This window comes from Phytohabitans flavus (genome assembly GCF_011764545.1).
Taxonomy (GTDB): domain Bacteria; phylum Actinomycetota; class Actinomycetes; order Mycobacteriales; family Micromonosporaceae; genus Phytohabitans; species Phytohabitans flavus.
In genome coordinates this window covers 438,555-455,310 of sequence record NZ_AP022870.1, presented here as the reverse complement: position 1 = coordinate 455,310, position 16,756 = coordinate 438,555, and the positions used below count along the sequence as shown (strand labels likewise).

At 69.4% G+C, this 16,756-nt stretch carries 9 protein-coding genes; all 9 read left to right on the top strand.

Going from position 1 to position 16,756, the window contains the following annotated elements:
- Positions 1-11 precede the first annotated feature (11 nt).
- The 9 genes from Pflav_RS02020 to Pflav_RS01980 all read left to right on the top strand — a co-directional run bounded on the left by Pflav_RS02020 (position 12) and on the right by Pflav_RS01980 (position 16,738).
- Entirely contained in the window at positions 12-179 is a 168-nt protein-coding gene (locus Pflav_RS02020; RefSeq protein WP_173033286.1) for a hypothetical protein, read from the top strand.
- Between the two features lie 309 nt (positions 180-488).
- On the top strand, positions 489-3,281 hold the full coding sequence (locus Pflav_RS02015; RefSeq protein ID WP_232070923.1) for a glycosyl hydrolase family 95 catalytic domain-containing protein: 2,793 nt from the start codon (positions 489-491) through the stop codon (positions 3,279-3,281).
- A gap of 84 nt (positions 3,282-3,365) precedes the next feature.
- Positions 3,366-6,215 carry a ricin-type beta-trefoil lectin domain protein gene (locus Pflav_RS02010; protein ID WP_173033284.1) on the top strand — a complete coding sequence of 950 codons (2,850 nt, stop codon included), beginning with the start codon at positions 3,366-3,368 and terminating at the stop codon, positions 6,213-6,215.
- Positions 6,216-6,295: 80 nt separating this feature from the next.
- Positions 6,296-8,407, top strand: a complete 2,112-nt coding sequence (locus Pflav_RS02005; protein ID WP_173033282.1) for a ThuA domain-containing protein — start codon at positions 6,296-6,298, stop codon at positions 8,405-8,407.
- Positions 8,408-8,472: 65 nt separating this feature from the next.
- Positions 8,473-11,301 (top strand): PQQ-dependent sugar dehydrogenase, encoded by a 2,829-nt coding sequence (locus Pflav_RS02000; protein ID WP_173033280.1) that lies wholly within the window; start codon positions 8,473-8,475, stop codon positions 11,299-11,301.
- A gap of 47 nt (positions 11,302-11,348) precedes the next feature.
- Entirely contained in the window at positions 11,349-12,785 is a 1,437-nt protein-coding gene (locus Pflav_RS01995; RefSeq protein ID WP_197937829.1) for an RICIN domain-containing protein, read from the top strand.
- A 325-nt stretch (positions 12,786-13,110) separates the two neighbouring features.
- Positions 13,111-14,166, top strand: coding sequence for a sugar ABC transporter substrate-binding protein (locus Pflav_RS01990; RefSeq protein WP_173033278.1), 1,056 nt, complete (start codon positions 13,111-13,113; stop codon positions 14,164-14,166).
- 50 nt (positions 14,167-14,216) lie between these two features.
- Positions 14,217-15,716, top strand: a complete 1,500-nt coding sequence (locus Pflav_RS01985) for a sugar ABC transporter ATP-binding protein (protein ID WP_232070922.1) — start codon at positions 14,217-14,219, stop codon at positions 15,714-15,716.
- Positions 15,713-16,738: an ABC transporter permease gene (locus Pflav_RS01980; protein WP_173033274.1), complete on the top strand. Its 1,026-nt coding sequence runs from the start codon at positions 15,713-15,715 to the stop codon at positions 16,736-16,738. Before Pflav_RS01985 ends, Pflav_RS01980 begins: the two co-directional genes overlap by 4 nt.
- The last annotated feature ends 18 nt before the right edge of the window (positions 16,739-16,756 follow it).

Genomic DNA, 16,756 nt, shown 5'->3' with positions numbered 1-16,756 from the left:
ACGCTGTGCGGATGCGTTGGTGGAAGGTCCTGGGTCTGGCCGCGTTCGTCGGCGTCGCCGCGACCGGCGCCGTGGTCGTCCGCGCGGAGCGCCGCCGCCGCGCCTACACGCCCGAGGAGATCCGCACCCGCCTGCGCGACCGCGTGGCATCGTCCACCGAGGACCCTGAGCGCGCCTGAGCCCCCGGTACGCACCCAGGGGTGCGCCTGAGGCGGCGCGCTGCTCGCAAACGCTTTCCCCACCGAGTCGATCATGACTGCCCGCTGCGGCGTCTCGTAGGGCGGCTCTACGCCCGATACACCTCCGATGTTTGCGGCATCCTTACGCTTTCGAGAATGCGGAACGGGGTCTTGACGCACGAAGACATCCAATGTTAACTGCACATCACAACGTGGATCGATATCGATCCACGTTCGAAACACTCTCGTCACGGTGCCCATTTTCGGCGGATGGGTGCCGCTCAACCCGATCCAGAGGGGATCGTGCCCATGAGACCCATCCGCCGAAGCCTGCGCGGCGTCGCAGGCGCCGCAGCCGTCCTGCTCTCCACCTCGCTGCTCGCCGTCGTGGGGCCCTCCGCCCCCGCCTCGGCCGCACCGACGGACGCCGCGTTCAACAACGGCACCGGTGCGCTCAACGTCAACTACGCCGGCTACATGTCGAAGCACGACATCGTCTACAACCGGCCGAACACGAACCCGCTGCACGGGCTGACCGTCGGCAACGGCCGCACCGGCGCCATGGTGTGGCAGCAGAACGGGCTGTCGATGCAGGTGTCCGGTGTGGACCTCGCGCAGCAGTCCACGTACGCGGCGGGCATCGTCAACCTCTTCAGCAACCCGCAGATGGACACCGGCTACACCACGTACCAGCAGCGCCTGTCCCTCTACGACGGCACGCTGACCACCAAGTACGACAACAACCGCACGGTGACCGTCATGGGCTCGCCCAACTCCGAGGTGATGGGCATCCACGTCGAGGACACGCGCCCGGGCGTGAGCAGCGTCGGCCTGGACCTGAGCCTGTGGGACCCCAACACCGTGCAGAACATCGCCGACGTGCCCAACCTCCAGACCTGGCGCACGGTCAGCACGTTCGCCGACTCGGCGGGCGTCGGGCTCAGCCGCGGGCAGGCCGACCCCAACAACTTCGGGTACACGTTGGCGGCCACTGTGGAGGGTGCCAGCTACACCTCGCAGGTCGTCAACGGCACCCGCGTGCGGCTGAACATCACGCCCACGTCGAGCTACACGATCTGGTTCACCGCGGCCAGCCGGATCAACTCCCCCGGCCTCAACTCGGTGACCCAGGCCCGCAACCAGCTCGCCGCGGTCAAGAGCACCGGGTACAACACGACGTTCAACAACTACCGCAACTGGTGGCACGACTTCTGGGCGAAGTCCTTCGTGCAGTACTCCAACTCGGCCGGTGACGCCGACTACCTGGAGAACGCCTATTACCTGGCGACGTACATGATCGCGGCGGGTGGCTACGGCAACTACCCGGTGCACTTCATCAACGGCGTCTTCCGGGCCACGCAGGACAACTCCAAGTGGAGCAACGGGTACTGGTACTGGAACCAACGGGACGTGTACAACTCCTTCCTGGCCTCCAACCACGTCGACCTCATATCCACGTTCAACCGCCTCTACAGCCGCAACTACAACGCGATCAAGGCGTACACGCAGACGAGATACGGCATCGACGGGCTGTGGGTGCCGGAGACGATGGGCTGGGACGGCAACGCCCGCGGCACCATCAACAGCGACTACGTCAACGACACGATGTCGACCGGCACCGAGGCCGCGTACAACATGTACCTCCAGTACCGCTACACGAACGACACCACCTACCTGCGTGACGTGGCGTACCCGTACATGCGCGAGGCGGTGAAGTTCTACCAGCGCAAGCTCTCCGTCGCCGCGAACGGCCAGTACTACATGGCCAGCTCCAACGCGCACGAGACGTACTGGGACGTGCGCAACGCGATCACCGACCTCGCCGCGGTGCGGCTGCTCTTCCCGCTGACCATCCAGGTGAGCACCCAGCTCGGGCTCGACAGTGGACTGCGGGCCGGCTGGCAGAACGTGGTGAACAACCTCGCCCCGTACCAGATCTCCAACGGCGCGTACCTGCCGCACGACCCGCCCACCTCGCCCACCCGAAACGGTGAGAACGTGGCGCTGGAGCTCGTGTGGCCGTACGACCAGACCGGCATCGGCTACCCCGACTACCAGACCGCGGTGAACACCTGGAACGTGCGGCCGCACCCGTACGGCAACGTGTGGGCCAACGACCACGTGCACGCCGCCCGGCTGGGCATGGGCCAGCAGGCGTTCGCGGGCATGAAGACGATGCTCCAGAAGTACCAGAACTACCCCAACGGCATGACCAACAACACCAACGGGGTCTTCGAGTACCTGGGCATCCACCTCGCCGCGATGAACGAGTCGCTGATGCAGTCGTACAACGACAAGATCCGGGTCTTCCCCGCGATCCCGAGCGACTCCTCGTTCAACGGCAAGTTCACGCTCCTGGCCAAGGACGGCTTCGTCGTCAGCTCGGAGCGGGAGGCCAGCGAGACCAAGTACGTCGGTCTGCGCAGCCTGCACGGCAAGCAGGCCCGGGTGGTCAACCCGTGGGGTACCCAGCAGATCCGGGTGCGCCGCACGTCGGACAACGCGATCCTGGCCACCACCACGGCTGCCGAGGTCACGTTCGCGACGGCCGCCGGCAGCGTGTACGTGGTCGAGCGCACGGCCAAGCCGCTGACCAACTACTCGGCCACCACGCTCACCGGCTCGGCCAACCAGGGCGTCAAGTCGCTCAGCGGTACCGCGTCCACTTTGGGCATCGGCACCCCGGGCGGCGGCGGCCCCGGACCGTCCACTCAGGTCAGCCTCCGGTCGCGGGCCAACAACATGTACGTGCAGGCGTCCAACGGCGGCGCCGGCCCGCTCCAGGCCAGCGTGACCGGGATCGGACTCTGGGAGCAGTTCGACATGATGGACCTCGGCGGCGGCAACATCGCGCTCCGGGCCCGGGTCAACAGCCTGCTCGTCTCCGCCGACCAGGCGGGCGCCGCTCCGCTCATCGCCAACCGCACGTCCGTCGGGCCGTGGGAGACGTTCGCCCTGATCCGTAACTCGGACGGCACCGTGAGCCTGCGAGCCCAGGTCAACGGCATGTACGTGGTCGCCGAGAACGCCGGCGCGGCGCCGCTCATCGCCAACCGCGCGTCCATCGGTCCGTGGGAGAAGTTCGACCTCATCACGAGCTAGCCACCGCACCCCACACGTCCGGCCGGCCGGTCCACTGTGTCCGGCCGGCCGGACGGCCACCCCTCCATGCCCCTGGAGTGAGCTATGCCTCGTACCCGTCGATGGCGCGCCCTCGTGGTCGCCGCCGTCACCGCACTCACGACCCTGGCCGTGGCACCGGCCCAGCCCGCGCAGGCGGCGCCACCGCCCACGAGCGGCTTCGAAAAGGTACGTCTCGACGGCGGCCTCTCGATGGGCGAGCCGATCGAGCTCGCCGTCCTGCCCGACCACAAGGTCCTCTACATCAACCGCGGTACCAGCGCCGGCGGCGGCCAGGTGCGCCTCTACAACCCGGCCACCCGCACCACGAGCGTCGCGCTCACGCTCCAGCTGGACGCCCGCTTCGAGGACGGCCTGATCGGCATCACGATCCACCCGCAGTTCGCCACGAACCGCTTCGTCTACATCTTCTACTCCCCCGTGGCGACGCCGCTGGTCAACCGGATCTCCCGGTTCACCTTCAACCCGAGCACGAACACGCTCGGCGCCGAGGACATGATCATCGAGTGGCCGACCGAGCGGCGGCTGTGCTGCCACTCAGCCGGCTCGATGAGCTGGGACAGCAGCAACAACCTGTACTTCGCGGTCGGTGACAACACCAACTCCGGCGGCGACTCGGCCGGCATGGCGCCGATCGACGAGCGCACGAGCCGGGACGCGCAGTACGACGCGCAGCGCACCTCGGGCAACACCAACGACCTGCGCGGGAAGATCAACCGGATCCACCCGGAGGCGAACGGCACGTACACGATCCCGGCCGGCAACCTCTTCCCGCAGGGCACCGCCAACACCCGCCCCGAGATCTACGTGATGGGCGTGCGCAACCCGTACCGCATCTTCGTGGACCGCAAGGCCGGCAACACCCTCTACTGGGGCGAGGTCGGCCCCGACGCCGGCGCGACGATCGCCAACCGGGGGCCGGCGGCCTACGACGAGTTCAACCGCGCGACCGCACCGGGCAACTACGGCTGGCCGTACTGCGGCGGGCCGAACGTGGCGTACAACGACTGGGACTTCGCGGCCAACGCGCCGCGCGGCTGGTTCCCCTGTGGAGGGACGACCGGCCCGGTCAACAACTCGCCCCGCAACACCGGCCTCCAGCAGCTGCCGCCCACGAGGCCGGCGCTGGTGTGGGAGCAGCACGGCGGCAGCCGCGAGTGGCCCCAGCTGGACAACCCGGGCGGCTGCGGCTCGCCCAACCACGTCGAGGTGTACCACTACGACCCCAACCTCGTCTCCGACGTGAAGTGGCCGCAGTACTACGACAACAAGTGGCTGATCTCCGAGTACTGCCGCAACTGGGTCAAGGAGGTCCAGTTCAACAACGGCAACCCGGCCACCGGTACGCCCACGGTGATCGAGCCGGTGCTCGCCGGGATGAACTTCGTGCACCCGATCGACTGGGAGTTCGGCCCGGACGGCTCGCTCTACATGCTGGAGTACGGCAGCGGCTACTTCTCCGGCGCGGCGGACGCGGGGCTGTACAAAATCAACTACATCTCCGGCGGCCGCTCCCCGGTCGCGAAGATAACCGCGAACCGGGACAACGGCACCGCACCGCTCCAGGTGAGCTTCGGAAGCGCCGGCAGCAGCGACCCGGACGGCAACCCGCTCACGTACGCGTGGGACTTCACCGACAACGGCAGCGTCGACTCCACCGCGGCCAACCCCACGTTCACGTACCCGTCGAACGGCTCCTTCCTGGCCCGGCTGACGGTGAGCGACGGCACCGGCCGCTCCGGTACGGCCACGCTGCCGATCGTCGTCGGCAACACCCGGCCCACGGTGACGATCGGCGGTCTGCCCAACGGCGGCCTCTTCTCCTGGGAGGACAACCTGGCCGTCACGGCGTCGGCGACCGACCCGCAGGACGGCACGATCCCCTGCGGCAGCGTCGTCGTCCGGGCCGCGCTCGGCCACCAGGAGCACGCGCACGAGGAGGGTGAGGGCACCGGCTGCGGGGCCACGTTCAACACCGGCCCCGTGCACGCCGGCCCGGACTCGGTGCTCTTCTTCGTGATCCGGGGCAGCTACACCGACCGGGGCGCGACCGGATCCACACCGCTCACCGGCGAGCGGGAGATCACGCTGTGGCCCAAGCAGTGGCAGGCCGAGCACTACGTCACGCTGAACGGCCCGCAGGTGATCGCGGCCGGCGGCGCCGAGGGCGGCTTCCGGCTCGGTGACATCCAGAACGGCGAGTACGTGCGGCACCACGGCGTCAGCCTCAAGGGCATCAACCAGGTGCGGGCGCGCGTGTCATCGGGTGACACGGGCGGCACGATCTCGTTCCGCCTCGACTCGCCGACCGGTACCGAGGTGGCCCGGGTGACCGTGCCGAACACCGGCGGCTGGGACACCTACCGGGACATCACCGCCAACGTCACCAAGCCGGACGACAACACGCACGACCTGTACATCGTCTTCAACGGGCCGGCCGGCGCCGCGTTCCTGGACCTGGACAGCTACACGTTCGTCGGGCCCGGCGTCGGCACGCCCGGCACGCCGAGCGGCCCGCGCACCGGCCCGATCCGGGCGCTCGGCAAGTGCGCGGACGTCAACGGCGCGGCGACCGCGGACGGTACCCGCGTCCAGATCTGGGACTGCAACGGCAGTACGCAGCAGAACTGGACGGTCGGCACCGACGGCACGATCCGCGCGCTCGGCAAGTGCATGGACGTACAGGCGAGCGGCACGGCCAACGGCACCAAGATCCACCTGTGGACCTGCAACGGCACCGGCGCTCAACAGTGGACGGTCCAGCCGAACGGCGCGCTCCGCAACCCGGCATCCGGGCGTTGCCTGGACATCCCCGCCTCGAACGTCGCCAACGGAAACCAGCTGCAGATCTACGACTGCAACGGGACCGGGGCGCAGACCTGGACGCTGCCCTGACCCGTCCGGATGACCCGTGGGGCCCGTCCAATGGCACGGCGGGCCCCACGCCTCCGCTTCTCTCGCAAGGAGCTACTCCCATGCGTATAAGAGCGCTCACCGCGCTGTTCGCACTCGTCGCCGGCGCTGCGGTCGTCGCACCCGCGCCGGCGGAGGCCGCACCGCTGAACCGCGTGCTGGTCTTCTCCAAGACCGCCGGCTTCCGGCACTCCTCCATCCCGTACGGCATCGCCGCGATCCAGCAGCTCGGTACCGCGAACGGCTTCGCCGTCACCGCCACCGAGGACGCGGCCCAGTTCACCACCGCCAACCTCGCCCAGTACCAGGCCGTCGTCTGGCTTTCCACGACCGGCGACGTACTCAACGCCGCCCAGCAGACCGCGTTCCAGTCGTACATCTCGGGCGGCGGCGGGTACGTCGGTGTGCACGCGGCCGCCGACACCGAGTACGACTGGGCCTGGTACGGCGACCTGGTCGGCGCGTACTTCGCCTCGCACCCGGCCAACCAGACCGCCACCATCAAGGTCGAGGACCGGGGCAACGCCTCCACGGCGCACCTGCCGCCGACCTGGAGCCGCCTCGACGAGTGGTACAACTACCGCACCAACCCACGCTCCACGGCCAAGGTGCTGGCCAGCCTCGACGAGTCGACGTACAGCGGCGGCTCGATGGGCGGCGACCACCCGATCACCTGGTGCAAGACCGTCGGCAATGGACGGTCCTGGTACACCGGGCTGGGTCACACCGACGAGTCCTACTCGGACTCAAACTTCACCCGCATGCTGCTCGGCGGCATCCAGATCGCGGCCGGCAACCGGCCCGCCGACTGCCGTGCGGAGACCGGCTACACGCCGCTCTTCGACGGTACCCAGGCCAGCCTCAACCAGTGGCGGCAGGCCGGTCCGGGCGGGTTCACGCTCGCGAACGGCACGCTCACCTCGTTCGGCGGGATGGGCCTGCTCTGGTACCCGGTCCGCACCTTCTCGAACTACTCGCTGAAGCTCGACTGGATGATGCCGGGCGACGACAACGGCGGCGTCTTCATCGGCTTCCCCGACCCGCAGGGCGACCCGTGGCGGCCGGTGGACACCGGGCACGAGATCCAGATCGACGCCACGGACGCCGACCCAACCCGGACCACCGGCAGCGTGTACAGCTTCAAGGGGCCGGACACCGCGCTGCGCGACGCCGCGCTCAACCCGCCCGGTTCGTGGAACGCGTACGAGATCAAGGTGACCGGCCAGCGGGTCGAGATCTGGCTCAACGGCGTGAAGATCAACGACTACACGAGCACCCGAGCCATCGCGAACGGCTACATCGGCGTGCAGAACGACGGTGCCGGCCTCGACATCAACTACCGCAACATCCGGATCAAGGCGGAGGGTGGCCCGCCGCCGGCCACGGACCTCGCCCGCGGCCGGCCGGTGACGGCATCCAGTGTGGAGGCCGGCAGCCCGCACGTCGCGGCGAACGCGGTCGACGGCAACGCGGCCACCCGCTGGGCCAGCGCGTCCTCCGATCCACAGTGGATTTCCGTGGACCTCGGCGCCACCTACGCGCTGAACCGGGTGCGGCTGGTGTGGGAGACCGCGTACGCGCGGGCGTACCAGATCCAGACCTCGCCGAACGGCAGCACCTGGACGAACGTCTACTCCACCACCACCGGCGACGGCGGCACCGACGACGTCACGCTCTCCGGCACCGGGCGGTACGTACGGGTCCTCGGCACGCAGCGCGCCACCCAGTGGAGCTACTCACTGTGGGACCTGAACGTGTTCGGCACCCCGTCGGGCACGACGCCGACGCTGCTGTCCCGTGGCCGCCCGGTCACGGTGTCCAGTGTGGAGACGGGCAGCCCGCACGTCGGGGCCAACGCCGTCGACGGCAACACCGCGACGCGCTGGGGCAGCGCCTACGCCGATCCACAGTGGATAACCGTCGACCTGGGCGCGAGCCGGGCGGTGACCCGGGTACGGCTGGTGTGGGAGGCCGCCTACGCGCGGGCGTACCAGATCCAGACCTCGCCGGACGGCAACGCCTGGACCAACGTCTACTCCACCACCACCGGCGACGGCGGCACCGACGACGTCGCGGTGACCGGCACCGGCCGGTACGTGCGGGTGCTCGGCACCCAGCGCGCCCTCACCCCCTATGGCTACTCCCTCTGGGAGTTGGACATATACGGCACCTGACCCCCTGACCTGGCCCCGGCGCGCACCCGCGCCGGGGCCTTTCCACCTCCTGGAAGGACCCCACGATGCGACGAAGAGTGCGAAGAGGAGCCGGGCTGCTCGCCGCGGCCCTCGTCGGCGCCACCCTCCCGGTGCTCGCCGGCGCCCCCGCCGAGGCGATCATCATCCCCGCCTCGGACTACCAGACGGTGGTACTCGCCACCGGCGGCGCCGAACTCGGCGAGGCGATGTCCCTGGCGGTCATGCCCAACCGCTCGGTCATCCACACCGCCCGCGACGGAACAGTCCGGGTCACCGACGTGGCCGGCAACACCACGAACGCCGGCAAGCTCTCGGTGTACACACACGACGAGGAGGGTTTGCAGGGCGTCGCGGTCGACCCGAGCTTCGCCAGCAACCGCTTCGTCTACCTCTACTACTCGCCGGCGCTGAGCACGCCGGGCGGGGACGCGCCGGCGACCGGCACGGCCGCGACGTGGACGACCTGGCAGGGGCACCTGCGGCTGTCCCGGTTCACGCTCAACACCAACAACACGCTCAACCTGGCCAGCGAGCGGATCGTGCTCCAGGTCAACAACGACCGGGGTATGTGCTGCCACGTCGGTGGCGACATCGACTTCGACGCGGCCGGCAACCTCTACCTGTCCACAGGAGACGACACCAACCCGTTCGAGTCGGCCGGTTACTCCCCGATCGACGAGCGCACCAACCGCAACCCCTCGTACGACGCGCAGCGCTCCTCCGGCAACACCAACGACCTGCGCGGCAAGATCCTGCGCATCAAGGTGAACGCGGACGGGTCGTACTCGATCCCGTCCGGCAACCTCTTCGCACCCGGTACCGCGAACACGCGGCCGGAGATCTACGCGATGGGCTTCCGCAACCCGTTCCGGATGAGCGTGGACAAGGCGACCGGCGTGGTCTACGTCGGCGACTACGGTCCGGACGCGGGCGTCACCGACGCCAACCGCGGGCCGGGCGGGCAGGTCGAGTTCGACCGGGTCACGTCGGCGGGCAACTACGGCTGGCCGTACTGCACGGGCTCGAACACCACGAGCGAGACGTACAACGAGTGGAACTTCGCCACCGGGGCGACCGGGCCTAAGTACAACTGCGCGGGCGGGCCGACGAACAACTCGTTCCGCAACACCGGCCAGGGCACGCTGCCGGCGGCGCGGACCGCCTGGATCAAGTACGGCGACGCCGGCTCCCCACCGGAGTTCGGCGGCGGCTCCGAGTCGCCGATGGGCGGCCCGGTGTACCGGTACGACGCGGCGAACACGTCGCCCGTCAAGTTCCCGGCGGTGCTCAACGGGCAGTTCTTCGCCGGCGAGTACGGCCGCCGCTGGATCAAGGCGATCGCGGTGAACGGGGACGGCTCCCGCGGTGAGATCTCGAACTTCCCGTGGACCGGCACGCAGGTGATGGACATGGCGTTCGGGCCGGACGGCGCGCTGTACGTGCTCGACTACGGCACCAACGCGAACAACCAGGCCCTGGTCCGGGTGGAGTACATCGGCGGCGGCAACCGCAACCCGGTGGCCCAGGCGTCCGCCAACCGCACCTCCGGCCCGGCGCCACTGACCATCAACTTCTCCTCGGCCGGCTCAGCCGACCCCGAGGGCGGGGCGCTGAGCTACCTGTGGACGTTCGGCGACGGCACCACGTCGACGGCGGCGAACCCGACGAAGACCTACACGACGAACGGCACGTACACGCCGACGCTGCGGGTCACCGACCCGACCGGGCTCACCGGTACGGCCAGCCTGGTGGTCAACGTGGGCAACAGCGCGCCGACGGTCACGCTCACCACGCCCGGCGACGGGCGGCTGTTCAACTTCGGCGACACCGTTCCCTTCCAGGTGACGGTCAGCGACCCGGAGGACGGCACGATCGACTGCTCGCGGGTCAGCGTCACGTACCTGCTGGGCCACGACAGCCACTCGCACCAGATCACCTCCTCGACCGGCTGCACCGGGCAGATCACGATCCCGGTCGACGGTGAGCACGACGCGGCGGCGAACATCTACGGGGTCTTCGACGCGGCGTACACCGACCGTGGCGGCCTGACCTCGCACAGCCTCCGCACGCTCCAGCCGCGGCACCGGCAGGGTGAGCACTTCGGTGCCCAGTCCGGGGGCGTCGAGATCGCCACCCACGCGGGGGCAGAGGGCGGGCGCACCGCCGGATTCATCGACAACAATGACTGGATCTCGTACACGCCGTACAACCTGTCGAACGTCAACGGGATCACCGCCCGGGTCGCCTCCGGGACCACCGGCGGCACGATCGAGGTGCGCACCGGTTCGGCCACCGGCACGCTGCTGGGCAGCGTCGCCGTACCCGCGACCGGTGGCTGGGAGACGTACACCAACGTCACGGCGACCCTGACCGCGGGCCCGGCGGCGGCGACCTCGCTGTACCTGGTCTTCAAGGGCGGCGCGGGCAACCTCTTCGACCTCGACTCGTTCACGCTCAACACCGGCACCGGTGGCGGCGGCACGCTGGTGAGCCTGCGCGCGCTGGCCAACAACCAGTACGTCAGCGCCGCCAACGCGGGCGCCCAGCCGCTCATCGCCAACCGGACGACGATCGGCACGTCGGAGCAGTTCGACCTGGTCAACCTCGGCGGCAGCAGCGTGGCACTACGGTCCCGGGCGAACGGGCTCTACGTCTGCGCGGACAACGCCGGCGCCAACCCGCTCATCGCCAACCGCACCTCGGTCGGGCCGTGGGAGACGTTCACGCTGGTCCGCAACGCGGACGGCACCGAGAGCCTGCGGGCCACGGTCAACAACATGTACGTGGTCGCCGAGAACGCCGGCGCCGCACCGCTGATCGCGAACCGCGCGGCGATCGGCGCCTGGGAAAGGTTCGAGCTGATAGGAGCTTGATCATCTTGTTGAGGAAAATACAGTTTATCCGTTCCGCCGTCGCCGCCATGCTCATGGTGGCGGCGGCGTGGGCGGCGACCCCGCCGCCCGCGCAGGCCGCACAAGTCGCGCAGGCCGCGCTCCCGCCCGGCGCGCTCGCCAGCAATGTCCACATCTTCTACTACCCCTGGTACGGCAGCCCCGCCGTCAACGGCAGCTACCGGCACTGGCAGCAGGGCGGGCACACCCCACCCCAAGCCGTCGGCGCCGACCTCTACCCCGTCCTCGGCGCGTACGACTCCGGCGACACCCGGGTGATCGACCAGCACATGGCCTGGATCGCCCGGGCCGGGGTGGGCGTACTCGTGTACAGCTGGTGGGGCCAGGGCTCGTACGAGGACACGCTCGTCACCCGGGTCATGGACGCCGCCGCCAGGTACGGCATCAGGGTGGCCTGGCACCTGGAGCCGTACGGCACCCGCACCGCGGCCTCCACGGTCTCCGACATCAACTACATCAACAGCCGGTACGGCGGCCACCCGGCCTACTACCGGGACGCGGCGCACGGCAACCGGGCGGCGTTCTACGTCTTCGAGAGCCTGCGCGTCACCGACTGGAGCGCCCTGGAGCAGGTGCGGGCCGGCAATATCGTGCTCGCGCAGACCACCGACACGACAAAGGTGGCCAACTTCGGCGGCATGTACACGTACGACGGCATCGCCGGGGCCACCGCGCCGGGGTGGGCCAACGCGAGCGCGTTCTGCAAGGCGAACGGCCTCGTGTGGGCGCCCTCGATCGCGCCCGGGTACATCGACGACCGGGCGGTGCCGGGCAACACCACGCCGACGGTGACCCGGGACAACGGTGCCGCGTACGACCGGCAGTGGAACAACGCCCTCGGCACGGCCACCGGCGGCCCGCCGACCTGGGTGTCGATCACGTCGTTCAACGAGTGGCACGAAGGCTCGGTGATCGAGCCGGCGAGCTCCACCCCGCCGGGCGGGCACGGGTACCAGACCTTCAACGGCGCGTACGGGCTCACCGGCGCGGCGGCGGAGACCGCGTACCTGGACCGCACCCGCTACTGGGCCGACCGCTTCAACCCGACCCAGGCCGACCCGGGTACGAGCCTGCGGGCGACCGTCAACAGCCGCTACGTCACGGCCTCGGACACCGCGCCGCTGATCGCCAACTCGACCGCGATCGGGGCGGGGCAGCGGTTCGACGTGGTGGACGCGGGCGGTGGCCAGGTGGCGCTGCGGGCCAAGCTGAACGGCCGGTACGTCGCCGCCGAGAACGCCGGTGCCGCACCGCTCGTCGCCAACCGCACCTCGATCGGGGCATGGGAGCGCTTCACGATGGTCCGTAACTCGGACGGCACCGTGAGCTTCCGGGCCGCGGTCAACAACCGATATGTGGTGGCGGACAACGCGGGCGCCGCGCCGCTGATCGCCAACCGGACCGCGATCGGCCCGTGGGAGAGGTTCAACCTGGTCACGAGCTAGTCGCACCCCCATGATCGAGGGGCCTCCCACAGCGATGTGGGGGGTCCCTTGTTCATGGGAGACGGGCTAAAATACCTCCGATCTTTGCGGCACTTGTTCCCTTTCGGCGGAAAGGCTTCGGACCGGACCATAACGAGACAGTCACGAGAGCATCACGAGAAACCGAAACATCCGATGTTCTTGGGGTTGACGGGCCGGGATGGTCTTGTTTCCGGGCAGCGTCGGCCGTAACCTCACGACAAACATCGGATGCGTGACGTCTCTCCGGCGACGCCCGGGTCCAACCGTCAACGCCCGCGACACCCCACCTGAATCGAGGGCATCGATGAGACATATCAGCAGACCAGCCACGGCCATCCTGATGGCCGCCGCGCTCGCGGCCGGCATGACCGCGTGCGGCGACGACGCCGGCAGCGGTACCGGCACGGACAGCGGGTCGGGCAGCGCCCAGATCGGCATCGACCTGCCCCGCGCCGACTCGGACTTCTGGAATTCGTACTCCAAGTACGTGCCCCAGTACGCCACCGAGCTCGGCATCAACCTGATGACCCCCACGAACTCGCAGAACGACGTGGCCAAGCTCGTCGCCAACGCGCAGGCGCTCCAGAGCCAGGGCGCCAAGGCGATCGTGATGGCCCCGCAGGACACCGGCGCCATCGCCTCCACGCTCACGACGCTGGAGTCGAAGAAGATCCCGGTGATCACCGTGGACACCCGGCCCGACAAGGGCAAGGTCTTCATGGTGGTGCGCGCGGACAACCGGGCGTACGGGACGAAGGCCTGCGAGTTCCTCGGCGAGAAGCTGGGCGGCAAGGGCAAGGTGATCGAGTTCCAGGGCTCGCTCTCCTCGGTCAACGGTCGTGACCGGTCCGAGGCCTTCATCGAGTGCATGAAGAGCAAGTTCCCCGGGATCACGGTCTTCGAGGAGCCCACCGAGTGGGAGGGCACCAAGGCCGCTGCCGCGCTCCAGACCCGGCTCGCCCAGCACCCGGACATCAAGGGTGTCTACATGCAGGCCGGCGGCGTCTTCCTCGCCCCGACCCTGCAGGTACTGAAGTCGAAGAACCTGCTCGTGCCGCCGGAGGACCCGAAGCACATCTTCATCGTCTCCAACGACGGCATCCCGCAGGAGTTCGAGGCCATCCGCAAGGGCGAGATCGACGCCACGGTCTCCCAGCCCGCCGACCTGTACGCCAAGTACGCGCTCTTCTACGCCAAGGCGGCCGTCGAGGGCAAGACGTTCCAGCCCGGCCCGACCGACCACGGCAGCAACATCCTCGACGTCGGTGGCGGCACGCTGGAGGACCAGCTGCCCGCGCCGCTCGTCACCAAGGAGAACGTGGACGATCAGGCCCTCTGGGGCAACCAGATCGGCAAGTGATGACCTCACCCGCACCAACCGCCGCCACGGCCGGAGCCCCCCTCCCGGCCGTGGCGGCGCGTGACATCACCAAGCGGTACGGCGCGACCACCGCGCTGCTGGACGCCGGCATCACCATCGCGCAGGGCGAGACGCACGCGCTCGTCGGCCGCAACGGCGCCGGCAAGTCCACACTCGTCTCGATCCTGACCGGGCTCCAGCGGGCCGACTCGGGCGAGGTCCGCTTCGCCGGCGAGCCGGCACCGGCGCTCTCCGAGCGGGACGCGTGGCGGCGGCACGTCGCGTGCGTGTACCAGAAGTCGACCATCATCCCCACGCTGACCGTCGCGGAAAACCTCTACCTGAACCGGCAGGGTGGCGGCCTGATCAACTGGCGGTCGCTGCGGCGCCGCGCATCCGACCTCCTCGACGAGTACGGCGTGGACGTCGACCCGGCCCGGGTGGCCGGCGACCTGACGGTGGAGCAGCGGCAGCTCGTGGAGATCGCGCGGGCGCTCTCGTTCGGCGCGCGGTTCATCATCCTCGACGAGCCCACCGCGCAGCTCGACGCGGCGGCGATCGAGCGGCTCTTCGACCGGATGCGGCAGCTGCGCGACGGTGGCGTGACGTTCATGTTCATCTCGCACCACCTCCAGGAGGTGTACGAGGTGTGCCAGACCGTCACGGTCTTCCGGGACGCGCGACACGTGCTCACCGCGCCGGTCGCCGACCTGCCGCATGACGAGCTGGTCGGCGCGATGACCGGCGACGCCGGTGCGCTGCTCTCCTCCGGGGCCTCCCGGGCGTCCGTCTCGTCGGAGGCGCCGACCGTACTGGCGGTGGACGACCTGCGGCTGGCCGGCTTCTACGAGGGCGTCGACCTCTCGGTGCGGGCCGGTGAGATGGTCGGACTCATCGGGTCGGGCAGCAGCGGCAAGGTGGCACTCGCCGAGACGATCGCCGGGCTGCGCAAGGCGGACGGCGGCACGGTCACCGTGGCCGGCAGCCGCCCCAAGCCCGGCAGCGTCCCGTCCGCACTCGCCGCCGGCCTCGGCTACCTGCCGCAGGACCGGCACCGCGAGGGCCTTGTACCCCTGCTGTCGGTGGCGGAAAATGCGACCTTGCCGATCGCCGGAAAGCTTGGTCCAGCGGGCGTGATCGCGCCCGCGCGCCGCCGAGCGGCGGCGCAACGCATGATCGAGGCGTACGACATCAAGACGTCCGGGCCGGACCAGCCGGTGAACGCGCTGTCCGGCGGCAACGCCCAGAAGGTCGTGCTGGCCAGGGCGCTCAGCAACGACCCGAAGGCGCTGGTCATGGTCAGCCCGACCGCGGGTGTCGACGTACGTTCCAAGGAATCCCTGCTTGGTGCGGTGGCGTCCGCCGCGTCCGGGGGCACCGGCGTGCTGGTGGTCTCCGACGAGCTCGACGACCTGCGCTCGTGTGATCGGGTGCTGGTCATGTTTCACGGACGGGTGGTCCGCGAGGTGTCGCGCGGCTGGGCCGACGCGGACCTGATCGCGGCGGTGGAGGGTGTAAACGCGCCTGTGGAAGGAGCACAAGTACAGTGACAGGCTCACAGACCGTGGCGAAGCCGCCGGCGGTCGTCCCACCGGCGCCGGGCGCGCGCCGCCTGCAACTGGCCAGGTTCCGGGACCTCGCGCTGGTACCGGCGATCATCCTGCTCGTGATCGTCGGGGCCATCATCGACCCGGTCTTCCTCACCCAGGCCAATATCACCAACGTCCTCCAGCAGCAGACCGAGCTCTCCCTGCTGGTGCTCGCCGAGGCGATCATCCTGATCGCGGGCAAGTTCGACCTGTCGCTGGAGTCGACGATCGGCCTCGCCCCGGCGCTCGCGGTCGCCCTGGTCATCCCGGCCGCCAGCAACGGCCTCGGCACCGAGGTGCCGGTCGCCCTGGCGATCCCGCTCTGCCTGCTCACCGGCCTCGCGATCGGCGCGTTCAACGGGCTGCTGATCCTGCGCTTCAAGCTGTCCGCGTTCATCGTGACGCTCGGCATGCTGATCGTCCTCCGCGGACTCCAGATCGGCATCACCGGCGGGCAAAACCTGTTCGACATCCCGCAGTCCGTGCTGTACCTGGGCAACGCGGTCTGGCTCGGCCTGCCCGCGTCGATCTGGATCTGCGGCGGCCTCTTCGCCGTCGGCATCCTGGCGCTGGGCTTCTTCAGGCACGGCCGCTCGGTGTACGCGATCGGCGGCAACGTCGACGCCGCCCGCGCCGCCGGTATCCGTACCGATCGCGTGGTGTGGATCGTCCTCATGATCGGCGGTCTGCTCGCCGCGCTGGCCGGCCTGCTGATGACCGGCCGGCTCGGCTCGGTGGCCTCGGCCCAGGGTGACGGAATGATCTTCACGGTCTTCGCGGCCGCGGTGATCGGCGGTATTTCCCTGGACGGCGGGAAGGGCACGCTCTTCGGTGCGCTGTGCGGCGTGCTCGTGCTCGGCCTGATCAACAACATCCTCACGCTGGGCGGCGTGTCCGCGCAGTGGATCCAGGCCATCTACGGCGGCATCATCCTGGTCGCCCTGATCCTGGCCCGCGTCACGTCCGGCAAGGCCCAGGATTAGCTGAGATCGTGGTACGGA